Raw genomic sequence first — 23,101 nt, 5'->3', positions numbered from 1 at the left:
GTCAGTGTTCAATCCCGGCTGCCGCAGCTTCGTCGATGAGCGCGCCATCCCTGAAACGCTGGAGTCCGAAGGCGGTGGTTAGCGGATGGGGCTCATCCTTCGCGATCAAGTGCGCAAAAGCCTCACCGCCGGCCGGGATCGCCTTGAACCCGCCTCCGCCCCAGCCGACGTTCAGATAAATCCCCGGTACCGGACTGCGGTCAATGATCGGCGAGCTATCGGCCGTGTAGTCGACGATTCCAGCCCATTGGCGCAGGAGGCGCAGACTACTGAAGGTCGGAACAAGCTGGACGATGCCGGCAAGCACTTTTTCCATTGTCGCTGCGCTTCCGCGCTGGGCAAAGGACGGATAGGGATCGATGCCGCCACCGCACACAATGCCGCCCTTGTCCGACTGGCTGCAATAGCTTCCGATCACGGCTGAACCGATCACGGTGTGCAAGACGGGCTTGACCGGTTCGGAGACAAAGGCTTGGAGCCCATAGCTGGCGACAGGCAATCGGAAACCGGCCATCTGCGCGACCACTGACGAATGACCGGCCGTGGCGATCCCCACCTTGGTCGCACCAATGAAGCCTTTACTTGTTTCGACGCCCTGCACACCGCCGCTGATGTCCCGACGGAACCCGGTGACTTCGGTATTCTGAAGGATGTCGACACCCAGGGCATCGGCTGCCCGTGCATAGCCCCAGGCTACCGCGTCATGCCGGACAGTCCCTCCTCGTTTCTGGCGCATGGCCCCGTAAATGGGAAACCTTGCATTAGGATCGCCATTCAGGACAGGACAGAATTTGAGCACTTCCTCCCGTCCAAGCAGTTCGGCATGGATCCCGTTCAACTGCATCGCGTTCACAATTCGGCGCTGAAAATCGACCTCGTGCCGGCTGTGCGCGAGATTAAGGATTCCGCGGGCGGAATACATGATGTTGAAATTGAGCTCCTGCGAAAGGCTGGCATAGAGACGGAGCGAATGGTCGTAGAAGTCGGCACTTTCCTTGTAGAAATAGTCCGAGCGCACGATGGTCGTGTTGCGGCCGGTGTTACCGCCGCCGAGCCACCCCTTATCAATCACAGCAATGCGTCCAGGCCTGTAGTGCTTGGCCAGATGGTAGGCGGTCGCAAGGCCGTGGCCGCCAGCTCCGATGATAATCACATCGTAGCTGCTCGCCGGTTCGGGGGAGCGCCAAACCGGATCCCAATCCGTATTGCCACCAAGCCAGTTCCTGAGAAGCGCGAACGCCGAATATCGGCTCATCGGCGCAAATCCTTCAGAATGACTTGTGCTGAATTCCGGCCAGGAGCTCCCGTCACGCCCCCACCGGGGTGCGTGCCCGCGCCGCACAGATACAAACCGGCCACAGGCGTGCGGTAGCCCGACCAATCGGGGTGCGGGCGCATGAAGAACAACTGGGCGAGATTGAGATCCCCGTGGAAGATGTTGCCTTCGGTCAGTCCGTAGGTGCGCTCCAAATCCAGCGGTGTGATGACTTTACGTGCGACGATGCTGCCAGGGACGTTGGGCGCGACCCGGCCAATCTGTTGCACCACCTGATCGCCGAGCGCTTCACGTCGCGAGTCCCAGTCCCCCTCTCGCAGCCGAAAAGGAACATACTGGACAAAGCAAGTGAGCATGGTGCGGTCCGACGGGCAGAGCGTGGGATCGACCAAACTTGGAACCACGCAATCGACCCACAGCTCGTCTGCCACTTCGCCGAACTTTGAGGCATCATAGCAGCGCTGCATAGCCTCCATGCTGCCCATGACCGAAAAGACCGCGCGTTCCGCCGGAGTGGCGTCGAGCGACATGCCCCTGATCGAAGGTGGCTCGCTCAGGACCATGTTCACCTTGGCCGAAGGACCGGCCATCTTGATGGCGGCGATGTCCGATCGAAATGTCGGGTCGAGATGTTCCGCGTCGACCAACCCAAGGAACGTTCGCTTTGGGTCCGCATTCGACACGACCGCCTTGGCGTGAAACACTCGGCCATCGACCAGCTCGACGCCGGATGCCCGCCCGCCCTTTACGTAGATCCGCGCAACCTCTGCATTCGTGATGATTTCGGCGCCAAAGCCCCGGGCAGCGTTGGCCAGCGCATCGCTGACTGATCCCATCCCCCCGATAACATGGCCGCTGAAGCCCTGGATGCTATTATCACCACCGCCCAACAGGTGGAACAACAAGCCTAGGGTCGAGCCCGGATCATATGGCCCCCCATGCTTGCCGTAAACGTTGTTGGCCAGAAAGAGCCGGTGCGTCTCCTCGCTTTCGAAGTGTCGCTCGAGAAATTCGGCGAGGGAACCGGTCAGAAACCGCGTCATCGATGCAATTTCATCTCGCGAGATTCCCCAGAATTGGCGGGCCATTGATGCCAATTCCCCGAGCCGGTCGACCAAGCTCCCGCTCAGAGCCGGCGGAGGCTTGAGAAAGAACGGCTGCAGGTAGCGAGCGAGCGCCTTGAGTTGATGCTCGACCGCTACGAAGTTGTCGGCATCCTTCTGACTGTAGGTCCGAAGGCTTGCCGCAGTCCGCAACGGATCGGACCAAAGCGTCACGAGGCCCTCATCGGATGTCGGCACATTAAGCGCCGGGTCGCATGCGACCATTTTCAGCCCATGATCGGCGAGCCTCAGTTCCTTGACCACGGCGGGGGTAAGCATGCTGGCGATATACGAGCAAAATGACACACGGCACCCCGGCATCACTTCCTCGGTCACGGCAGCCCCGCCCACAATTTGGCGACGCTCGAGGACCAGAACTCTTGCACCCGAACGGGCAAGATATGCGGCCGCAGTCAGACCGTTGTGACCACCGCCTACCACAATTGCATCGAAAAAATCGGTCACGTGACTCGCCTGCCCTCTGGACTCTTGAAACAACCTCTCTACCATACACTAGTGTTTGGAGTTCGGAAGGTCAAAATTTGCTTGGACGCTTCGCCTCGATTTCGGGAATGCTTGCGGGATCGCTGATTGCCGAGATTGGCGGTTATACGATGCCTTTTGTGGTTGGCGGCATAGTCAAGGCCTACGCGATTCCTGAAGGTTGGATCGGCTTCATCATTGCGGGGCAGATCGCCTGTGCATCGCTGGTATCGATTGGACTGGCACCCTACCTGTTGCGTCTTGACCGAAGAAAGCTAGCTTTCGCAGGTGCGTTGCTGGTTTTGGCTGGCTATGCTGGCTCAGCATTGAGCCATGGCGCGGAGTTCCTCGTTGTGTCACGCTTGATAGGCGGGATCGGTGAGGGGCTGCTCTATGCTGCAATTGCCGCAACCGCTGCGGAAACCCCCAATGCGGATAGAACGTTTGCTCTGATTTGGGCCGCCGTCGTTGGATTGGCAGTGGTACTCTTTGTGACTTTACCACTCTTGCCTGACTGGGCTGGTCCGCGCGGAATCTTCGTAGCGTTGGGCATTGTTGTGTTGGCCCTTGTCCCATTGCTCCGAAACATCCCACCACGAGCCCAGGTGGTCGACACGACGGCGAAGCAACATCTTGCCACTATCGACGCCCGCGCGGTTACGCTTGGCCTTGTCGCTGCACTCCTCGCTATTCTGGCAAACGGGTACTATTACTTCATCGAAGGAATCGCCCAATCTATCGGTGGGACCGAAGCTCAAGCCGGCTATGCAATGGCTATCTCTGCTACTTGCGCTCTAGCCGGACCTGCCTTGGCGCATCGGCTTGGCACCCGGTTCGGAAGGACACCACCGTTGGTGCTTGGGTACCTGATAACTGGCTTAGGCGCCTATGCGGTTACCCATTCGGGCGACCAGACAATGCTTACAATTGCCATGTGCGTGTCCGGCACTGCCTATGTCTTCACTCTGCCATATCTTCTCGGCCTTGCTGCCGCCTCGGGTGGAGCGCCGCTCGCCGCGGTTGCGCGTGGAGGTCAGGGAATCGGAAGCGCATCAGCACCTGCGATTTCAGGGCTGATCCTGCTGAACGGAGGAACGTATCAGCAAATCGGAGCCTTGGCGCTTGGCTGTGCTGTATTGGCTCTGCTCCCCCTACTTCTCTTCAGCAGGTCAATTGCCTCCAATTCCATTGCAGCTGGAGGCGACAGATAAGCCCAGGCTTTTTGGCTAAGCCGATCCATCAATCTGCAACGGGCTTCGGGCCGACTGTGTCGGCAAATCCGAGAGTGAGACGGAATTGCAGAACATGTCCGAAGGAACTGGACGCAGGGTCCCTGACGGAATGGCGGAAGGCATTGCGGCAATGCGTATTTTGAGAATCAGAAGAACTTGCTGTCGGCTTACCAAAGTGATTTCACCAAGTGCACTCGGACACGAGGACATCGCGAAACGCTCCCGTTCTGAACACTCTGCTTACTGACATGCAAGATACGGGGGGGCAGGCTTGCGCAGGTCAATCACAATGCTGGTATTGGGCAGCGCAGGTACCACGCTGTTTCTGTTCCCGTTTCTGCATGAAATCTATTACGATCCCCTGCGTCTCGCTCTGGGCCAAACGAATGTGCAGATCGGCAGTCTTTCGTCGGCATATGGCCTGGCATCACTAATCGGCTACGTCCCGGGAGGCTGGCTTGCTGACAGGTTCAAGCCTCGCACTCTGCTTCCGATCGGGTTGATCGGAACCGGCATAGGTGGAGCGTTTTTCGCTTCGTTTCCGTCCTATCCATTCACCCTTCTCCTCTACGTGCTTTGGGGCGCCATGACCGTTGTGTGCTGGAGCACAATGATCCGCGCAACACGCGAATGGGCGGTCGCCGGGAGCCAGGGCCGCGCCTTTGGCCTGCTCGAAAGTGTCCGCGGCGTTACAGAAGGCGCTATTGGAGCGGCCGGAGTCGCGGTGTTTGCTTGGGCGGGAAGCACAAGCGGCGCGCTCGGCACGGTCATCATCGGCTTTGCCGTTCTGAACATCGCACTTGGGATCATCGCGTTTTTCACGCTCGACCGCGCAGCACCGAGCGGCGCGAAATTGCAGGCAGCATCTTACAGCGGATGGCGGGAATTGCTCCCAAATCCAGATCTATGGCTGATCTCGCTGATCGTCTTGAGCAGCTACACTGCCTACACGGCGCTCTATTATTTCACGCCCTATAGTTCGAGCATGCTGGAATTGTCGGTTGCGGCGGCAGGTGCCATTGCGGTTGGGAAGATTTGGCTCAAGCCAGTTGCAGCCATTGCGGCCGGCTTTGCAGCCGACCGTTGGGGAGTTTGGCAGACGATGGTGTTCGCCTTCGCCATCCTCGTTGCAAGCATGATGATCTTTGCGATATCTCCGGGAACCGCAAAAAATGCCCCCATCATGATCGCAAACCTTGCATGCGCATCGCTGGCTGTCTTCGCGATCCGAGGGGTCTATTTCGCGCTGATCGAGGAGTGCCGGATTCCCGAATCGAGCACTGGCTCAGCAACCGGTCTGATTTCGTTGGTCGGCTTTACGCCCGACATCTTCGTGCCCCCAGTTGCAGGTTATCTCCTGGACAGTTTCCCAGGCGAGAGCGGCTACCGGATACTCTTTGGAATCGTCGCATTGGCATGCGCGATGGGCTTGGCGACAACCGCTATGATCGGTCGGCGAGTTCGCTCGCGTACCCAGCAGGCGTAGCATGCTATGGGAAACCACATGTGATGGGTATAGGCTTCAGGAGCGGCGGACCGACACTAGGCCTGATGACCGCTGGCCTCTCCGCAAATGAAATCCCGGACCTGTCTGACGGCCTGCTTCTCCAGATTTTCCTTGGGGTAGACCAAGTAGTAGCTGCGGTCCTCGTCCAACGGGACGTCGAAAGGAACAACCAGACTGCCAGATTGAAGCTCGGCCTCGATCAAAAAAGTTGGCAACAAGGCCGCGCCGGCTCCCGCAGCAACAGCTTGGGCTAACATCAAAAAGTGGGCCACACTGGTGGTGCTGGGAGGCTCCTCGTAAGGGACGGAAACAATTTCGAACCAGCGCTTCCAAGCATCCTTACGTCGCGACTGGACGAGCAGAGGGATGTTTCGGAGGTCACTCGGCGAGCGGATTGCGCGATCACGGACGAGCGCTGGAGCCACCACAGGTACGACACGTTCGCTGAAAAGGAGGTCATGTTGGGCATTCGGCCAGTCTGCTTGCCCGACATGGACAGCCAGATCGAAAGGCTCGACAGCAAAGTCGAATTCTTCAGATCGCGCGGAGATGTTTACCGTGAGGTCAGGGTGGAGAGCAGATAGCCGGCTCCAGCGCGGCGCGAGCCAACGCATGCCAAAACTGGGCAAGGTTGCAATTTCGACGATCCGCCCCCCAGGCGTGCTCATCAACTTGCCCGTTGCCCGTGCGATACGCCGGAGGGCAGGTTCGATTTCGCCCAGATAGGACGTTCCCGCAGCATTCAGCACAACATTGCGTCCAACCCTGTCGAACAACTCACAACCGACCCAGCCCTCGAGCGAGGCAATCTGCCGGCTTACCGCGCCCTGTGTGAGGCCAGTTTCCCTTGCCGCTTGAGAAATCGTGCCGTGCCTCGCGGCAACAACGAACCCCAGTAGCATGGAGAGAGGTGGAAGATGCTTGCGAGTCGATTCCATTCACAAACCTCATATATCAGCGAAACGAAGTCGCTTGTGTTCTGGCTCCTGATTGCCGATCTCAATCAAAGGTTCAATCGCGGATCCATAGCCCTTGATTTGACATCCATGCTTGGGCCTGAAGTGCGACTCACTGAGCGGCGTTACCTGACTAATCATGTGGGGGCCGCATAAGGGAGGAAAAGCATTGCGGGCGCCATGTTGCAACAAAGCCGCCCCATAAAGGCAAAGGCAAGTTGGAGATTGATTGTGGAGCAATGGCCATCCTGCACTCGACGGTTCCAGATCAGCGATGCCGATCAAGCAGTCCTGGATGCCGTCGCGAAGACAGGGCCGAACTTGGTTGCTCGTGCGATCGAGTGGTCGGAGATAAACAGCGGGAGTTCCAACCTGCTGGGGCTGGCCACAATGGCTGATTGCCTATTCGAAGTCCTAAGTGCCTTTGATGGTGATCTTGAAGCCATTTCGCTTGACGAAGCACTGCAGATAAACACGCGAGGCGAGGCTTGCGCTACACCGGCAGGGCAATCCCTCCTACTCCGATTGCGCCCCGAAGCACCCGTTCAGGTCGCGTTGACCGGACATTACGACACGGTCTTTCCCGCTGACAGTCCGTTTCAGGCAGTTCGACCGCTTGCCGATGGTCGCATCAACGGCCCCGGAATCGCCGACATGAAAGGCGGCATCAGTGTCATGCTGGGTGCGCTCGCCGCATTCGAGCGCCACCCGCTAGCTTCGCAGCTGGGCTTCCAGGTGCTTCTGTCCCCTGACGAAGAGACGGGCTCGATGGGCTCAGCCGCCTGGCTAGCCGAACTTGGTCGGAACTGCCACATAGGGCTTACCTACGAACCTACACTTGCAGATGGCTCCCTTGTTTCGGCAAGAAAGGGGTCGGGGAACTACCACATCGCAGTCTTTGGGCTGGCCGCGCACGCCGGTCGTGATTTTGCCAGCGGTCGAAACGCGCTGGTCGCAGCTGCGCGTATCGCTACGAAGCTCGCAGATCTCAACGGAGTCCGGGACGACGTCACCATCAATGTAGGTCGCATCGATGGGGGTGGTGCGCTGAATGCGGTCCCGGACCGTGCCGTGCTGCGACTGGACGTGCGAGTCCCTGACAAGGCGGGTGCGATCTGGATCGACGAGCAGGTGCGCATTGTGACCGGCGCAATGGAAGGAGGCGGCATTTCCGTTCAAGTCCATGGCGGGGTGCATCGTCCGGCAAAGCCATTCTTCAACGCCCAGGAGGTCCTGTTTAGCCAGGTTCGCGAGTTGGGCGCACTACTTGACCTGTCAATCGGCTGGAAGCCATCCGGTGGCGTCTGCGAAGGCAACAATCTGCTTGCGCAGGGGCTCCCGGGAATCGACACACTAGGCGTTCGGGGTGGCGACATTCATAGTGAACAGGAGTTCGCCTGGCCTGAAAGTTTCGCAGAGCAGGCCCGGCTTTCAGCCCTGATACTCTGCAAGCTCGCAAGCGCCGAGATCGATGCGCTCGCATTGCGGGCGCAACTGATCGCCGAGCAGGAAAATGACAGATTGTCAGCCGACTGACTGAAGGACTGCACCTTCTCGTCGTGCGCCAAGGCAGGATAATGCCGCTGATGACCTGCTTGCTCACCGAGCCGCGGCAGTATCACAACGTCAGCAGGTGTACCAGCTCCGAAAGACGGCCCAAACATTCCTTTTGGTAATTAATGCTAGCCTCTTTTTCCCTATTATCCGGCGAATGTTGGCATATTCTCATTACCTCAACTCGGTAAGGGGCTGCGAATATGATCTCTTCGGTGATGCCGGTCTATGCACCCGCGCCTATTGCACCCGTAAGGGGTTTCGGAAGCTGGTTGTTCGATGAGAATGGTTTAGAATGGCTCGACTGCATCGGGGGGGTCGCCGTCAACGCCTTGGGTCATTGCCATCCTGCACTTGTGGATGCATTGCAACGCCAGTCGGAACGCCTTTGGCATGTTGGCAACGGCTTGCAAATTCCCGGACAATCCCAGCTGGCAGAGCGCCTGATCGCCGCCACATTTGCAGATACGGCCTTTTTCGCCAACACTGGTACCGAGGCGATCGAATGCGCGATCAAGACTGCGCGCCGCCATTTTTCGGTCAAGGGCAATCATGAACGCGTCGACATCGTCGGCTTCCAAGGTTCGTTTCACGGCCGCACTTTCGCCGCGTTGAACGCTGCCGGCAATGCGGCCTATCTCGACGGCTTCGGCCCGCCAATGCAGGGCTTTTGTCATGCCGCCTTCGACGAAGTCGCTGCCTGGGAGAAACTGGTAGCATCGCCCAGCACAGCGGCCGTGATCGTCGAACCCGTGCAGGGCGAAGGAGGCGCGCGAGCGCTCGATCCCGAGAAGTTGCGACACCTTCGCCGAGTCTGCTCGCGCAATGGCGTACTGCTTATCTTTGACGAAGTGCAGTGTGGAATGGGGCGCACCGGTCGTCTTTTTGCTCATCAGTGGATCAAGGACTGCGAGCCAGACATCATGGCTATTGCCAAGGCCCTTGGCGCAGGCTTTCCAGTCTCTGCCTGCCTCGCAACTGCGCAGGCCGCGATCGGTATGACTATTGGATCACATGGTTCGACATTTGGCGGTAATCCGCTTGCGATGGCCGTCGCGATCGCGGCCTTCGATGAGATAAGCAACGCAGAAACTCTCGATACCGTGAACCAGCGCGCTAAAGAATTCCGTGCCGGCCTTGAATCCATAACCGCTCGCTATCCGCACATAGTGCGCGAGATCCGTGGGCTCGGCCTCCTGATTGGTGTGCAGCTAGCAGTCGTCAATCGGGAGTTCATCAATCTTGCGCGCCAACAGAGACTCTTGATCACGGGTGGCGGAGACAATGTCGTGCGCCTCTTGCCGGCTCTCACCATTTCAGCACAGGAAGTGCGCGAGGTCCTCATTCGGTTCGAGCAGACCTGTGAGAAGGCAAGCGAACTACTTGCTGTTGACGCATTGCAGGTCGCAGTATGACTAATTTCCGATCAGTGTGCCCGGCGACGGGAGAAACAGTTTGGGAAGGAAGGTCGGCGGGCCCGAAGGAAGTCGCTCTGGCCGTCGAACGTGCGAGGCGATCCTCCGATGGCTGGTCCGCTACGCCACTTTTCGAGCGAATTCGGCTCGTCGAGCGATACCGGCAGATGATATCGGATCACGCAGAACGGCTTGCTGCGGCAATCGGCCGTGAGACCGGAAAGCCTTTGTGGGAAGGCCGCCAGGAAGTCGCATCCATGGCCAACAAGGTCGCGATTTCGATCCAGTCCCTTAGCGAGCGCGCTGGCGAGTCCGAGCGGGAGGCCGCATTCGGCCGGTCGGTGCTACGCCACAGGCCGTATGGTGTAATGGCCGTCTACGGCCCATACAACTTTCCTGGCCATCTTCCCAACGGGCACTTCGTTCCGGCGCTCCTTGCGGGAAACACAATCGTCTTCAAGCCGTCGGAGGAAGCGCCCCTCGTTGGCGAAATCATTGATGGTCTGTTGCAAGAGGCTGGCCTGCCGGATGGTGTTTTCAACATTGTGCAGGGCGGGCGCGACACCGGCATCGCCCTCGCCGAATCCCGGATCGATGGCCTACTCTTTACTGGTTCGGCCGCTACCGGCGCACACCTTCGGCGCCAGTTCGTTGATCGTCCAGAAGTCATTCTTGCGCTCGAGCTCGGCGGCAACAATCCCCTGATCGCTTGGGACGGGATGCCGGACGCGGCAGCCTCAATCGTCGTGAGCTCCGCTTTCATCTCGGCCGGGCAACGCTGCTCGTGTGCGCGTCGCCTCATTATCCCGAAGGGTAGCGTCGGTGACGCAACGCTTGCAGCTGTCGTCGACTACGCGCAGCGTTTGTCGATCGGCAGCTGGGACGAAGCTCCGGAGCCAGCAATGGGACCGCTGGTATCCGCTCACGCTGCCGATCGCGTGCGCGCCGCCTATGATGCGCTGGTGGCATCCGGGGCGCGCGTGGTTTTGCCCTTGCTATCCCCGCCGGATCGTTCGGGTGCATTTCTGACTCCCGCAATCGTCGACGTAACGGACATGGAAGTCCCTGACCGGGAAATCTTCGGCCCACTTCTCCAGGTCATGCGAGTGCCTGACTTCGACACCGCTATCCGCGTCGCCAACAATACCGCCTTCGGACTGGCGGGGGGGCTGATCTCTTCAGATCAATCCTTGTGGGATTGCTATGCGCTTCGCGCACGCGTCGGTGTGTGCAACTGGAACAGGCCCACGACCGGCGCCGCCGCGACGATGCCGTTCGGCGGGCTGGGTGCCTCGGGCAATCACCGGCCAAGCGCCTTTTACGCGGCTGATTATTGCGCCTATCCGGTCGCAAGCTTCGAAGCAGAAGCAGTGATCGACCAAACCAGCGACATTCGCGGCCTGCGATCAGCCCGAAGGGATCATTCCAATGGTGCGTGAAGTCAATTTTGACGGTCTGGTCGGCCCGAGCCACAATTATGCGGGCCTCTCGTTCGGAAATGTCGCCTCTGCGCGGAATGCCGGCGTGGTCTCAAGCCCTCGAAAAGCGGCCATCCAGGGGATTGGCAAGATGCGGCGAATGCTCGGGCTTGGCCTAACACAAGGCCTGCTGCTGCCGCATGACCGCCCTTTCGCTCCGTGGCTACGAGATCTTGGTTTCGCAGGCAGCGACGATGACGTCTACTCCGCCGCCTGGGCAAGCGATCCGGCATTGCTGACGAGTGTGTTCTCCGCATCCCCGATGTGGACCGCAAATGCAGCGACCGTCTCGCCCGCCCCCGACACGCGCGACGGGCGTTGCCACCTGACAGTCGCAAACCTTTCGTCGATGCTCCATCGCAGCATCGAGGCACAACAGACTGTGCGACAACTTCGGCTGGCATTTCCCGATAAGCGTCTGTTCGCCGTGCATGACCCGCTCCCCGCAAGACTAACAGACGAAGGAGCCGCCAATGCAATGCGGCTAACAGCCAGTCATGGCGAACACGGCCTCGAGATCTTCGTTTACGGTGTTTCAAGCGGCAGGTACCCCGCCCGGCAGAATCGGATCGCGGGGGAAGCCGTGGCTCGGCGCCATGGCCTGAGCGCCGAGGGGCAACTCCACGTCCAACAAAGTGCTGCGGCGATAGAAGCCGGTGCCTTCCACAATGACGTGGTGGCGGTCGCGAACGAGAATGTCTTGTTGACACACCAACAGGCCTTCGAGGATCGCGACCAAGTCCTCGAAACCATCCGCATGCGAGTACCTTCGGTCCAGATTATCGAGGCGCCTTCGGATCGAGTATCACTTGCAGATGCGGTGGGTTCCTATCTGTTCAACTCGCAACTGGTCACACTGCCTTGCGGCGGAATGGCCCTGGTCGTACCGGGCGAATGCCGAGAGAACTCTGCTGTGTGGAAATGGTTGAACGATAGCGTGGTGGGCCAAGGCGTCATCACACGATTGGAAATCGTCGAGGTTCGCGAATCCATGCGTAATGGAGGAGGCCCTGCTTGTTTGCGCCTACGGGTTGCCATGAGCGAGGGCGCGCTGGCAGCCGTCGACAAGAGGTTCCTCGTTGACGAAAGGATCTGTGACAGGCTCGAGAGAACCATAGAAGAACATTGGCCGGAGAGAATTGCCGAGTCCGACCTGGCGGACGCCGAACTCTGGGCAGAATGCCGTGCTGCACGCGGAGCACTGATGAAAATGCTCGGCTTTGGAATTGGGGAACTCTGATATGACGCACCAAGTGCGCATGGCATGCAAGAATGACGTGGATGCATTGCTGGAACTGGCGGCATTGACCGCGGGCGGCCTCACCAACTTTCCTCATGACCGGGGTGTACTGGCGGAACGAGTAGCGTGGAGCGAGCAATCCTGCGGCGTCATTATCGATTCACCGCAGGATGAATTCTATCTGTTCGTCCTTGAAGACACTGAGACGGGCCGAATTGTTGGAACCTCGAGCATTTACTCGAAGATCGGGGTCCGATGGCCATTCTACAGCTACAAGCTGAGCCGAATATCCCATGTTTCCAATGGCACTGGCCGACATTTCTCGACTCATATTCTAACACTGGTCAATGATTTCGATGGCGCTTCGGAAGTGGGCGGGCTCTTTTTGGCGCCACAAGCCCGATCCGCGGGGCTGGGACAACTTCTCTCGCGCAGCCGCTACCTCTTTATTTCTCAACACAGGGAGAGGTTTGGAAGCACTATAGTTGCTGAAATGCGCGGCTGGCTAGATGGCGCCATCTCACCATTCTGGGAGGCCGTTGGCCGAAAATTCTTTGACAGCGAATTTCATGCTGCCGACCTATACAATGCGACCCAAGGCAATCAGTTCATTGCCGATCTCATGCCAAAATTTCCCATATATACTGCGCTCTTGCCACTCGATGCGCAGTCTGCGATCGGGCGCCCCCACGTAGACGCAGTTCCGGCCAAGGCAATGCTTGAAGCCGAAGGATTTGTTTACGACGGCTATGTCGACATCTTCGATGCAGGTCCCACGCTTCATGCCCGCATTGACCAGTTGCGTACGATTACCGAATGCCGCCTCGTAGGCGACGGCCTGGAATTACCGCTACCTGGCCGCAATCAGCGCCTGCGTGCCAGAAATTCTGGTCTGGAATTCACGGTAAGCCTCGAAGCGCTGGAATCGTAACGCAACTTTTCAACCCCTTGTGCAATGCACCAGGACACCCTGATTTACCCGCTCACGGTGCTGGGCATAACCTGAAGGTGCGAGGCCGACCGTTTCGGGTTTCCATATCCGGGCATTTTCCGGTCACCGCGTAGGCGTTACGGGCCGTTTCGGGACCTTGGCCGCGTGATCATGCGGTGCTCGCCCGGTTTTCCCAGTAGAGGAAGCGTTTGAAGTTGAACGCGATGTTGGCGAGGCCGATCTTCACCTTGGCCCGCTCAATGCCGATCGTGCGGATGAACAGGCCCATGCGGTGCTTCTGTGTGGCAAAGACGTGCTCGACAGCAGAGCGCACTTTGGATCGGGCGGCATTGGCGCGTTGGCGCTGCGTGGGAAGCGGCTTTCCTGGTGCGCGGCGGAAGTGGATTTTCGATACCAGCCCCGCGCGCAGGATAGCCCGCTCGTTCTTTTGGCTGCGATAGGCGGTATCCGCCCAGATCGCGCTGCCGGTGTTGGCCGGATCGATCAGGTTCGGCAGTTCGCGGCCATCGTAGCGGGCGGCATCACTGGCGCCCCACGTGCGGATGAAGCCGTGCCGCTGGTCGATGCCGATGTGGGATTTGTAGCCGAACATGGGCGTGGCTATCTCGGCCATGAGTTTGCCATCTGGGCCTTTCTTGCGGCGCCCGCGCTTGAGCGTCCAGCGCGCGTCGCGATCCTTCTGCGCGAGCTTTGCCGGCTTGGCGGCCCAGTCTTCCGGAATGCCGCCGCCCTTGACCAGGGCGCGCTCCTCGTCGGTCATGCGCTGACGCGGAGCGGCGATGATGCTGGCATCGACGATCTGCCCGCCCATGGCCAGATAGCCCAGACCTCTGAGGTGGGCGTCGAAGCGGGCAAACAAGGCGTCGATGGCATTAGCGCGCACCAAGCCCTCGCGGAACCGCCAGATCGTCGTCTCGTCGGGCGTGTTGTCGCCATCGTTGAGGCCGAGGAAGCGCCCGAAGCTGCGCCGGTCGAGGATCTGGAACTCGGCTTGCGCATCAGACAGGCCGTAGAGCGTCTGCAGGATTAGCGTCTTGAACATCATCACCGCGTCCAGCGGCGGCCGCCCGCCCTTGCTGCAGTCAGATCGTTGCAGGGCCGCATCCAGCGCGGGGCGAAATATCTCAAAGTCGATCAGCGCCACGAGTTTCTCCAGCGGATCGCCCGCCGCCGACAGCGCCGCATACCGCTCATCCAGATCGAAAAAGCCACGCTGCACAGACACATACGCCTCCATCGCTCAAAACGATGGAATCACATTTACACCCTCACCGCCACCAGTAAATCAGGGTGTCCACCAGGTGATCGCCTTCGAAGGGATTGGCAAAACGCGGCAAGGCGTCCGATACTCAATCCCTGCATTGTCCGATCTTAGGATGCTGGAGTCAGGACCTACGAATTTGGCGTCTGGTCTGCATCTGCTGCGAAGCCTTCACATCAAGCATCGTCTCATACCAGCGCGCTGGTATGGTGACGCATCACACGCTGGAAATTCTCAAGCGCCGCACGGGCTTAAGCAGAATGCGATGAGTCAGGCTCATCGCATTCTGGTATCAGCGGACCACATTATAGTCTTTGTGGTAGCTCTGCGCCCAATCTTTTTCAACAAGCTGCTTCCAGCCGACATGGCACTGGGCCAGAAGGTTAAAGTATGAAACCAATGGTCCACCCTCCCCCAGCTGATCATAAAATATCTTAGCCTCTATACGCTTCGGCTCTAAAACTTCATAAATGCGATTGTTCAGTAAATTGAAGAATTTGACATCTTGCATCTCTTTAGCCAACCAAAGAGCTGCAAAAATATCCTCTAGTTGAAAACCAAGAGGTGTTACGAAAGACTGTCCAGACTTCCCTTTCAACGCCCCTAAATCGATCCGCATCAATTCGTCAGAAAATGCGAACTTAAACTGCTCCCAAAGCGCCTCAGCTTCCTGCGGCCTGAAATAATGCATCAGGTTAAGTGCCAACGCATTGGATCTTGGTCGAATATTTCTAGAGATCCAAAATGACTCTCTATTCAATTCCTGCTTGTCGAAACCAAAACTTCCAGTTTGCAGTGATTCGAAGAACAGTCCTGATTTATCATCGCGTAACAGAACGCCTATACCGTCCAAAATTTTGTCATTATCGTCGGAATAAGTTGTCCCATGAATCTTATCATGAATTTCAAATGCAAGCATCGCCAGTAGATTTGGAAAAATTTCGAACCTACCGGTCACAGTTTCAAGCGCGAAAATATTTTGCGCAGATTGGTAATTGTTAATGATCTTTCCTTTTATTGCTTCGATGAATGCGCGAGATTTTTCATCGAATTGCCCCCTTCCGCTGACCAATCGGTAGAATTCATACGACAGGGCGCTCAGGACGACGCGGACATTTTCAGAATCGTACATATTCAATGGGTTGGAAAGATTTGGATTACAGATATTTTTTGCGGTCAGGTTAAGATTATACTCAACCTCTCTGGTTCTGAACGGGTCAATATAGGCTACAGATGGCAAAGTCAGGGCCATGAAGCCCATGGCCTTGTAAAAAGCGACCCCCGAACCAGGAACGTGACAGACGTGGCAATTATTGTAGCAAGCCAGGTCCAGGTCGAACAGAAGCGTCCTGTAATGCGCCTCAACTTGATCTGTGAACCGCCCGTCTTCAACCATCGCCCAGATGTCTTGGCGCGAAGCCTCTGCACCGATCATGACAACACCGCCCGATGCCGGGCCCTCAGCGCGCTCCAATCATGCTGAAAGACCGCGTTCCAGGATTCGTGAAGGGCGCCCCATAGGATGTAGCTGTTGGCGTGATGCTCTTCCCCATTTGTCACTTCGACGAGGCGGACCCTTCCGTCGACATACGCAATACCAGACGTCTTACCCAGGTACTTCATAAAACCAGCCCAAAGGTCAGGGTCCTGATACTCCCTCGCCAAGCCGAGCGCATATAGAAGCCCGAAACTCTCCTCCAGCCCCATGGCGGGATCGGAGGCATGGACACATTCCTTGAGGTAGAGCGCGCCATCCGGTTGCTGCGCAACGAGCAGACGCTTGAAGTTCTCATAGCCGGTCTGCATGTCTGCCGGATTGGTATAATGCAATTGGGTCAGTCCCCAGGTGTTGCAAGCGCCGGACAGATAGGCTTCAGCCTGGTCATGGGAGGGATGATACTTGTACAGTATCATCTTGGTCACTGGATCACTGATCCTGTCTGCAATGAAATCAGCAACTCTTTTTCCATATTCATTGTAGTAATTCGTTCCAAAAATTAAGTCATGTATCGACATGCCGATGACTATCTGGGAATTACATACAGGAAAATATTGATCATCTTCGCAAACTATACCTTCAAATCCCTCATTTTCGCTATTTTCATTCAACTCCTTTTTCATTATGTCTGTTAGCTGAATGTACTCCCTCTCAAAATCCTGCGATCCGGTAATGAGCTGATACAAGCCGTACATGACGTGCAGATGCGCCTTGTACATGATATTCCGGCAGCATATCGGATCTGGCCCATGGCCGTACTTGACCCATTCGTCCCAGATCGGCGTATCTTTGAACAGTAGTATTGATTTCCTCAGACAGATTGAAGCTTCCGCGTACCGGGCTTCCTCAACCATGATCACCGAGGGGATCGAGTATGTCGCGAATGCCAGCGGGTATTTCCACCACCCATGCATGTTGCGGTCCCACGGAAATGCGGCATTGTCCCAACCACCCTCGAACGTGGCATCGATCCGGTCCCGGTGGAAGTTCCAGATCATCTCGGCGAAATGGCTGAGTTTTCCAGCCCGCTTTTGCAAAAAGATATCCGCAGCAATGCTGTCGAAATCTGTGATTTTCTCAGCCATATTAAATCACCAATCCAATAAGTTGGGAGGACTTGCAGGGACAACGAAAACCGTCCTCGACTGCGAATCCATGGAATGGAACAACATTGTGAAAAGGCCGACTATGACCACGCTGCTGTCGATCACCGAAGCGCTGGTTTGGGTCGCCACCTCAACAGCGCGTCCTTTCCGCCAACCAACCTTTCCAAACACTGGTGTATGGTAGCACCATGGCACCAAGAGTCCAGTAGGATCAGGATGCCTTCTTGCACTTTGGCATATCAGGATCAGGCGCAGACTGGTCATTCAGACCTACTTTGAAGAACGGCAATGATGCTCGAAGCATTCCGCTTGAGGATTGCTGCCGCCTCTCAATACTGCTCACGTTCCGGCGACATCGAGCCTTGCCCGCTTTGCCCCGAGAACGGCACAGCTGCTCGGGTGAGAAGTCGGATCTATGGTCTTGTGGATCAAACGCGCAACCGTTCGATACCGTGTCGTTGCTCGAGCGAAAATGCCAAGCTCACGCGTCGACCCAACTTCGCATAAAGCCCAGCTTCTCCATGATGGGAGCATCCGAAAAGCGGAACAGATCGAAGCCTGTCTCGGCCTGCAACGACCAGGGGATCCACGACGGGACGACAAACATGTCCCCTTTTTCCACACTGTGCGTTTCGCCATCCATCACAACCGCGCCGTTGCCTTCGAAGACTTGGAAGACGGTCGAACCGACGTCACGTCTCATTTTTGTCTCGGTGCCCTCGAGCAAACGGTGAAATTCAAGGCGGATTGTGGGCATAACGTCTCCGCCCGTAGTTGGATTGATGTAACGAATTGCGGCATGGCCTGGGGCAACCGTGGCCGCATACCCCTCCGCCTCGAGCGCGAGTTGCTGCGTCAAGGCTGCGTCGGTATGCGCCCACCGGTAGGCACCGATAGGCGAGCTGACACTGTCCTTGAGCTGCGAAAGCGGGCGCAGTCCAGGATGACACCAGAGACGCTCGCCCCGGCTGAATTCTGGTGTTTCGAGGCACGTAAGTTTGTCTGAACCAAATTCGAAAAAGCCAACGTCCATCTGCTGGCTGAACGGGATGTCGAGCCCATCGATCCAGGCCATAGACTTATCGGTGGCGTTCTGGTGGCCGTGAAAGTTGCCGCCGGGCGTTAACAGCAAGTCGCCTCTGCTCATTCGTACTGGATCGCCATTGACCACGGTCCAGACCCCTTCTCCTTCGACAACGAAGCGGAAGGCGTTCTGGCTGTGACGGTGCTCAGGTGCGACTTCACGTGGGCCTAGATACTGGATCGCTGCCCATAATGTAGGGCTGATATAGGCATGGGGAGCAAGGCCCGGATTACTCAGCCCGATCGCGCGGCGTTCGCCTCCCCGCCCAACGGGTACCAGTTCGCCCGAACGTTCAGCCAGTGGGAGCAGTTTTGACCATTTCCAGACGTGCGGCACCGCTCTGGACTTGGGATGAACCGGCATGAGGTCGCCAAGCTGGGTCCACAGGGGTAACAGGCTCTGCTTTTCGAACCCGCGATATAGCTCGCGCAGCTCGGGCGTGTCATCCGGCTGCATAGCATGGTCGACTGTGCTGTGATCGAGCGCTTCACTCATGATCTTGCTCCTGCAATTTTGGTCATTCGGCATCGGGCTGGTTGGGTGGCGCCGCATTGCGAAAGGCGGGGAGGCCGTCTAAGTCCGAAAAAATTCGTGCAATTGTCGGCCAGGTTTCAATTGGAATTGAAAAGCGCTGATTATTCCAGATTTGGCTGTAAAGGCAGATGTCAGCGAGCGTTGGAGCATCGCCATGGCAGAACTGGCCCGTCTCCCGACTGCCGGCCAGCATGGCTTCCAGCGGATCGAACGTCGCCGTTACCCAATGGACGAACCATTGCGCCACCGCATCGTCGTCAGCGTCGAACTGCGTGCCTAGCCGGTTCAGAACGCGCAGGTTGTTGAGCGGGTGGATCTCGAAAGCCACCATATAGGCCAATGACCGGACCCGCGCCCGCCCGAGCGGGTCGGTCGGGAGCAGGGGGGGGTCGGGGTAGGTTTCGTCGAGCCATTCGATGATGGCCAGCGACTGGGTCAGAACCGTGCCATCTTCCAATTCAAGCGCCGGCACGAGCCCTGCTGGATTTAGTGCCAGATATTCTGGGCTCCGGTGTTGATTCTTGCGCAGGACATAGGCCACATAATCATATTCCAGCCCCTTGAGGTTGAGAGCCACGCGCAAGCGGGTCGAGGTGGACGACCTGAAGAAGTTGTGCAGGCGAAGTGTCATTCGCGTGGGCCAATCTTGGTGATCAGGTCTCCAAGGCCCTCAATCGAGACGGTGCAAACATCTCCCGGGACAAGCGGGCCAACCCCCGCAGGCGTACCGGTCATGATCAAGTCGCCGGGCTTTATCGTCACCGAGTGCGACAGGATCGAGACGATTTCTGGCACCGACCATATGAGTTCGGCAAGGTTTGCATCCTGCTTGACCGCGCCATTCACCGTCAGCCGGATCGACCCGCTGTCCGGATGGCCCACTTCGTCAACCGGATGGATGGGACCAATGACGGCCGAATTGTCAAATGCCTTACCCCAATCCCAAGGACGCCCCTTCTCGCGCGCCTGGATCTGAAGGTCGCGACGCGTCAGGTCGTTGCCCACGGCATAGCCCCAGATATGTAGCGGGCTCGCCTCCACTGACAGGTTGCGCCCCTCTGTGCCAATCGCGACGACCAACTCAGCCTCATAGTGGAAATTCTCCGTCAACGGCGGATAGGCAATCGTGGCACCATCTTGGACGACTGCATCGGCCGGTTTGGTGAAGAAAAAGGGGGCCTCGCGGTTCGGATCGAAGCCCATCTCTCGCGCATGTTCGGCATAATTGCGTCCTACGCAAAAAATACGGCGGACGGGAAAAACCTGCCGCGATCCGGCGATGGGAACGAAGCTGGATGGTTGGGGCGGAAAGGAATAGTCGATCATGGAATTCCCCAAAATGGTTTGTCGGTGGTGGCAACGCGCGGCAAGAATAGTCACGCCGTTTCGGCACCGATCGGCACGGTGAGCGGATTGTAGTTGTAGAGCCACAAGCCACGGTCTCTTGCCGGATCCTTCCGCGCGAAGGCCTCGCGAAATTCGTCGTGGGTCTGAAAATGGAAAAGCCGCGCGTGTTCGGTGCTTTCATTGACTATCCGCGCGGTGCGCTCGATACGGGCCTTCTCATAGCCTCGCAGGGCCTCGGCCAGGTCGTCGAATTCGTTCAACGCGCGCATCAAAACGGCCGCGTCCTCGATCGCCATCACCGCTCCCTGCGCCATGTATGGTAGCGTAGGGTGCGCACTATCTCCAAGCAGGGTGACCCGTTCGGTGCTCCAGAATTCCAGGCGAGGCCTGTTGTTAAGCGCCCAGCAGAAGCAATTATCCTTGTCCGCTGCGTCGATCATTGTCTGCACATCTTGATGGAACCCGACAAAATCGGCCTTCAGGTCGTCCCAGGGCGCCTTGATTGCCCAGCCCTCCTGCGTCCATTCAGGCTTTTCGACACAACCGACGAAATTGAGCAGCTTGCCGCCATGGACCCAATAAACAACCATGTGCTTGTCTGGCCCCATCCAGTTTACAAAAATAGGTGGCTGGAAATCAGGCGGCAGCTTCTCGACGGGTACCATGACCCGCCACGCGACGTTACCGGTATAGCGGGCCGGTTCGAGGCCATGCATCTGTGCCCGCACAACCGACTTGATGCCATCCGCACCGATCAGCAAGTCGCCGCTCGCCATAGTGCCGTCAGCAAAGTAGAGGGTCACGTTGTCAGGGCCTTCCTCATAGCGTTCAAGCGCCTTGCCAAGATGGATTGCCGAGGGCGCCAGTTCACGGACTCTGGCTTCCAGGATGCCTAGGATATCGGGCCGGTAGACATGAAGATATGGAGCACCGAACCGCTCTTCGTGGCTGTCGCCCAGCAGGATCTGGCTGACAATCTCCGCCGTGTCGTGCAGGCGGAACTCCGTTCTGAGCGGTCGCACGGACACCGACGCAAGCCGCTCGAGTACGCCTAAGTGGCGCAGAACATGTGTGGCATTGGCACTAACCTGAATGCCGGCTCCGACTTCGCCAAGTTCGAGCGCCTGCTCGAAGACCTGGACGTCATGTCCAGCAAGGAGAAGCAGCCCAGCGGCCGTAAGTCCGCCGATGCCACCGCCCACAATAAGTACTCTGCGTCGCTCGCTCATCAGATGGTCCTCGGTAGAAATGTTGCCATGATAGCTCGTGACATTGCCGCCCGGTCGTCCGGCATGACCGACGCCACACTCAGTTCGCTGCCCCGGCCTTGTCCTCCCAGTAGATCGACGGCGCGTGAAAGCCTCCGTAGAGCTGCCACTGGAGAATCTCGTTGGGGTCGTCGAAACGCGTTTGGGAAAGCCGCGTCCCAGGCGAAGTGCGCGAGTATTCCTCGACCCGGCCGGCATACGGCACATCATCTACGAAGCGCTGCGTGAGATCATACTCGTTCTGATCGTTGAGCTTGTCAGTGATCGGCGGGCAGAAGCTGCGAATGACTAACATGTTGTTCGTGGTGGGCAGCCTGTGAGCATCGCCCATCGCCCAGTTTATGCAACTGCCTGGCTTCTGCTCCTTTTCCGAAGTCCAGAGTTCGGACACGGTCATCGCGCGGGGGTCGACCTTTATCTCGACTGCCCGGCTGTAGCTCTCGTGGAAGGGCACGATCCGTCGGCCGTCGAACGGCCGAGCCTGGAACATGCCGTTGTCAAAATAGACGATGGTTCCCCAAGGTGTGACGTGAGGGTGGTGTTGCGACCATGGAAAACGTGTGAGGCCAACGGGTTTGAGTATCCGTGATTGAAATCTCTCCGGCCAGCCCTGCGGGTCACTGAAAATCCATCGGATCTCCTTCGTCTTGCGGTCGATGGCGACCAGAGCATCCAGATGCTTGAAAGAGGCGATGACGAGATTGTTCTTTTCATCGAACGTGATCCCATTACCATGCGTCCAATCCGCATAGCCAGGGTAACCCCTTACGGCCCAATAGGGCTGGAGCGTGTGATAGTGCAGCATCTTGGGATCGAGATGGTCGAACGTATCCCACTCCCAGACTATTTTCCCATCCGCATCGAATTCGACGATCTTGTCGCCCATAACCATGGTCGGCTTGCGCGGGGCCTGCGGATCGGTGACACTCGTAGGATAGTCCGCGATCTCGCGGCCATTCGCCGACATCGAGATATAGGTGCCCCACGGCGTGAGCGACGGTTCATGGTGCAGTGTCTGCAGTCCGGTAATCTGCGTTCCGCCCTGCACCGGACCAAGCCGGCGCATCTCGGGATACCATTGACGCAGGATGTTGCCGAGCATGTCGATCTTGACGACACGCTGGTCCTCGGTGGTGAAGATGAGTGTCCCATCGGGTGACGGCTTGATCCCCGCAACGCGCCGCTGGCTGATATAGTACCAGCGCACCTCCCCCCGGGCATCGAGTGCCAGGATCAGGCCCCAGCCCCGCGAGAATTGCTGCTGCGCCCTTGTCTGGAAGTCCTGCCGACCTGGCGCGCGCCGCCGCACACTGATGAACCGCAGGCCGGGTTCAAGCACTGCGCTGTCGGCGAGGGTCGTCGTCAGGGTCGGCCAGGAAAGCCCCGGTGCCGGGAGCTCCGGTGTGCGCAGGGACAATGATCCGGGCGCATCAACCGCGCCCGTCTTGTCGCTGATGCGAACGCGCAAGCGGATGTCCTTGCCCGCGCCGAGGTCGACCAGCGGTAGGCCTTTGGCGGGATCATGGCGCGGCCCGAACTGGACCTGCCACTGCCTAGATCCATCGTCGAGGCTGACCGTGGTGGTCACCGGACCGCTAGTTCTGAAGCTGAGCACCGCGGCCAGCGGCACGGCAGGATTGGGATTGGTCCTTACACTGGGCGCTTCGAGGAATGCCGGTTCCGCGAGCGCGGGCTGGCAGAAAAAGACGGCGAGAGGCAACAGGCGGCGGATCATGATCCTTCTCCAGGCTTGCGGGAGTCGCGGGAAATCTGCTTGTCGGCCGTAACCGGTCGAGTACGAGTATAC

At 58.0% G+C, this 23,101-nt stretch carries 18 protein-coding genes; 7 read left to right on the top strand and 11 right to left on the bottom strand.

What is annotated here, in order from left to right; genetic code table 11:
* Position 1: 1 nt before the first annotated feature.
* A complete protein-coding gene (locus tag NMD1_RS14770) occupies positions 2–1,255 on the bottom strand; it encodes a sarcosine oxidase subunit beta family protein (RefSeq protein ID WP_125955324.1) in 1,254 nt (417 codons plus the stop codon).
* Entirely contained in the window at positions 1,252–2,844 is a 1,593-nt protein-coding gene (locus NMD1_RS14765; RefSeq protein ID WP_158453969.1) for an NAD(P)/FAD-dependent oxidoreductase, read from the bottom strand. Before NMD1_RS14765 ends, NMD1_RS14770 begins: the two co-directional genes overlap by 4 nt.
* A 77-nt stretch (positions 2,845–2,921) precedes the next feature.
* Between NMD1_RS14765 and NMD1_RS14760 the strand changes: the two genes are divergently transcribed.
* Together NMD1_RS14760 and NMD1_RS14755 are read left to right on the top strand one after the other, a co-directional pair.
* Entirely contained in the window at positions 2,922–4,073 is a 1,152-nt protein-coding gene (locus tag NMD1_RS14760) for an MFS transporter (RefSeq protein ID WP_158453968.1), read from the top strand.
* 310 nt (positions 4,074–4,383) lie between these two features.
* Positions 4,384–5,580 (top strand): nitrate/nitrite transporter, encoded by a 1,197-nt coding sequence (locus tag NMD1_RS14755; RefSeq protein WP_125955321.1) that lies wholly within the window; start codon positions 4,384–4,386, stop codon positions 5,578–5,580.
* A gap of 56 nt (positions 5,581–5,636) precedes the next feature.
* On the opposite strand, the gene NMD1_RS14750 is transcribed toward NMD1_RS14755, so the two are convergent.
* The gene (locus tag NMD1_RS14750; RefSeq protein ID WP_125955320.1) at positions 5,637–6,539 is read right to left on the bottom strand and encodes a LysR substrate-binding domain-containing protein; all 903 of its coding nucleotides are present in this window, start codon (positions 6,537–6,539) and stop codon (positions 5,637–5,639) included.
* 198 nt (positions 6,540–6,737) lie between these two features.
* Here NMD1_RS14750 and NMD1_RS14745 point away from each other — a divergent pair, with 198 nt between their 5' ends.
* The 5 genes from NMD1_RS14745 to NMD1_RS14725 all read left to right on the top strand — a co-directional run bounded on the left by NMD1_RS14745 (position 6,738) and on the right by NMD1_RS14725 (position 13,175).
* The gene (locus NMD1_RS14745) at positions 6,738–8,093 is read left to right on the top strand and encodes a hydrolase (RefSeq protein ID WP_125955319.1); all 1,356 of its coding nucleotides are present in this window, start codon (positions 6,738–6,740) and stop codon (positions 8,091–8,093) included.
* A 221-nt stretch (positions 8,094–8,314) separates the two neighbouring features.
* The gene (locus tag NMD1_RS14740) at positions 8,315–9,526 is read left to right on the top strand and encodes an aspartate aminotransferase family protein (RefSeq protein WP_199558136.1); all 1,212 of its coding nucleotides are present in this window, start codon (positions 8,315–8,317) and stop codon (positions 9,524–9,526) included.
* The gene (astD, locus tag NMD1_RS14735; protein ID WP_125955318.1) at positions 9,523–10,965 is read left to right on the top strand and encodes a succinylglutamate-semialdehyde dehydrogenase; all 1,443 of its coding nucleotides are present in this window, start codon (positions 9,523–9,525) and stop codon (positions 10,963–10,965) included. Before NMD1_RS14740 ends, astD begins: the two co-directional genes overlap by 4 nt.
* Positions 10,955–12,244, top strand: coding sequence for an N-succinylarginine dihydrolase (locus NMD1_RS14730; RefSeq protein ID WP_125955317.1), 1,290 nt, complete (start codon positions 10,955–10,957; stop codon positions 12,242–12,244). Before astD ends, NMD1_RS14730 begins: the two co-directional genes overlap by 11 nt.
* A 1-nt stretch (position 12,245) precedes the next feature.
* On the top strand, positions 12,246–13,175 hold the full coding sequence (locus NMD1_RS14725; RefSeq protein ID WP_118074338.1) for an arginine N-succinyltransferase: 930 nt from the start codon (positions 12,246–12,248) through the stop codon (positions 13,173–13,175).
* A gap of 169 nt (positions 13,176–13,344) precedes the next feature.
* Here the strand turns inward: NMD1_RS14725 and NMD1_RS14720 are convergent, their stop codons facing one another.
* The 8 genes from NMD1_RS14720 to NMD1_RS14685 form a co-directional block, all read right to left on the bottom strand.
* Positions 13,345–14,421: an IS5 family transposase gene (locus NMD1_RS14720; protein ID WP_125955316.1), complete on the bottom strand. Its 1,077-nt coding sequence runs from the start codon at positions 14,419–14,421 to the stop codon at positions 13,345–13,347.
* A 328-nt stretch (positions 14,422–14,749) separates the two neighbouring features.
* Positions 14,750–15,892 (bottom strand): hypothetical protein, encoded by a 1,143-nt coding sequence (locus NMD1_RS14715; RefSeq protein WP_125955315.1) that lies wholly within the window; start codon positions 15,890–15,892, stop codon positions 14,750–14,752.
* Positions 15,889–17,040, bottom strand: a complete 1,152-nt coding sequence (locus NMD1_RS14710; protein WP_125955314.1) for a hypothetical protein — start codon at positions 17,038–17,040, stop codon at positions 15,889–15,891. Before NMD1_RS14710 ends, NMD1_RS14715 begins: the two co-directional genes overlap by 4 nt.
* A 502-nt stretch (positions 17,041–17,542) precedes the next feature.
* On the bottom strand, positions 17,543–18,640 hold the full coding sequence (locus tag NMD1_RS14705) for a cupin domain-containing protein (protein ID WP_125955313.1): 1,098 nt from the start codon (positions 18,638–18,640) through the stop codon (positions 17,543–17,545).
* A 22-nt stretch (positions 18,641–18,662) separates the two neighbouring features.
* Complete coding sequence (gene maiA / locus NMD1_RS14700) at positions 18,663–19,310, bottom strand: maleylacetoacetate isomerase (protein ID WP_125955312.1); 648 nt, start codon at positions 19,308–19,310, stop codon at positions 18,663–18,665.
* Positions 19,307–20,005: a fumarylacetoacetate hydrolase family protein gene (locus NMD1_RS14695; protein ID WP_199558135.1), complete on the bottom strand. Its 699-nt coding sequence runs from the start codon at positions 20,003–20,005 to the stop codon at positions 19,307–19,309. Before NMD1_RS14695 ends, maiA begins: the two co-directional genes overlap by 4 nt.
* Positions 20,006–20,055: 50 nt before the next feature.
* Positions 20,056–21,255, bottom strand: coding sequence for an FAD-dependent monooxygenase (locus NMD1_RS14690; protein ID WP_158453967.1), 1,200 nt, complete (start codon positions 21,253–21,255; stop codon positions 20,056–20,058).
* Positions 21,256–21,334: 79 nt separating this feature from the next.
* Positions 21,335–23,029, bottom strand: coding sequence for an aryl-sulfate sulfotransferase (locus tag NMD1_RS14685; protein WP_125955311.1), 1,695 nt, complete (start codon positions 23,027–23,029; stop codon positions 21,335–21,337).
* Positions 23,030–23,101 lie beyond the last annotated feature (72 nt).

This window comes from Novosphingobium sp. MD-1 (assembly GCF_001014975.1).
GTDB lineage: Bacteria > Pseudomonadota > Alphaproteobacteria > Sphingomonadales > Sphingomonadaceae > Novosphingobium.
The sequence above is the reverse complement of the archived record's forward strand: the minus strand, read 5'-3'. Positions and strand labels throughout refer to the sequence as shown.

Coding starts and splice junctions, on each gene's coding strand:
- NMD1_RS14770 (WP_125955324.1), bottom strand. CDS start 1,255: ATGAGCCGATATTCGGCGTTCGCGCTTCTCAGGAACTGGCTTGGTGGC.
- NMD1_RS14755 (WP_125955321.1), top strand. CDS start 4,384: ATGCTGGTATTGGGCAGCGCAGGTACCACGCTGTTTCTGTTCCCGTTT.
- NMD1_RS14750 (WP_125955320.1), bottom strand. CDS start 6,539: ATGGAATCGACTCGCAAGCATCTTCCACCTCTCTCCATGCTACTGGGG.
- NMD1_RS14745 (WP_125955319.1), top strand. CDS start 6,738: ATGTTGCAACAAAGCCGCCCCATAAAGGCAAAGGCAAGTTGGAGATTG.
- NMD1_RS14740 (WP_199558136.1), top strand. CDS start 8,315: ATGATCTCTTCGGTGATGCCGGTCTATGCACCCGCGCCTATTGCACCC.
- astD (WP_125955318.1), top strand. CDS start 9,523: ATGACTAATTTCCGATCAGTGTGCCCGGCGACGGGAGAAACAGTTTGG.
- NMD1_RS14730 (WP_125955317.1), top strand. CDS start 10,955: ATGGTGCGTGAAGTCAATTTTGACGGTCTGGTCGGCCCGAGCCACAAT.
- NMD1_RS14725 (WP_118074338.1), top strand. CDS start 12,246: ATGACGCACCAAGTGCGCATGGCATGCAAGAATGACGTGGATGCATTG.
- NMD1_RS14715 (WP_125955315.1), bottom strand. CDS start 15,892: ATGATCGGTGCAGAGGCTTCGCGCCAAGACATCTGGGCGATGGTTGAA.
- NMD1_RS14710 (WP_125955314.1), bottom strand. CDS start 17,040: ATGGCTGAGAAAATCACAGATTTCGACAGCATTGCTGCGGATATCTTT.
- NMD1_RS14705 (WP_125955313.1), bottom strand. CDS start 18,640: ATGAGTGAAGCGCTCGATCACAGCACAGTCGACCATGCTATGCAGCCG.
- maiA (WP_125955312.1), bottom strand. CDS start 19,310: ATGACACTTCGCCTGCACAACTTCTTCAGGTCGTCCACCTCGACCCGC.
- NMD1_RS14695 (WP_199558135.1), bottom strand. CDS start 20,005: ATGATCGACTATTCCTTTCCGCCCCAACCATCCAGCTTCGTTCCCATC.
- NMD1_RS14690 (WP_158453967.1), bottom strand. CDS start 21,255: ATGAGCGAGCGACGCAGAGTACTTATTGTGGGCGGTGGCATCGGCGGA.
- NMD1_RS14685 (WP_125955311.1), bottom strand. CDS start 23,029: ATGATCCGCCGCCTGTTGCCTCTCGCCGTCTTTTTCTGCCAGCCCGCG.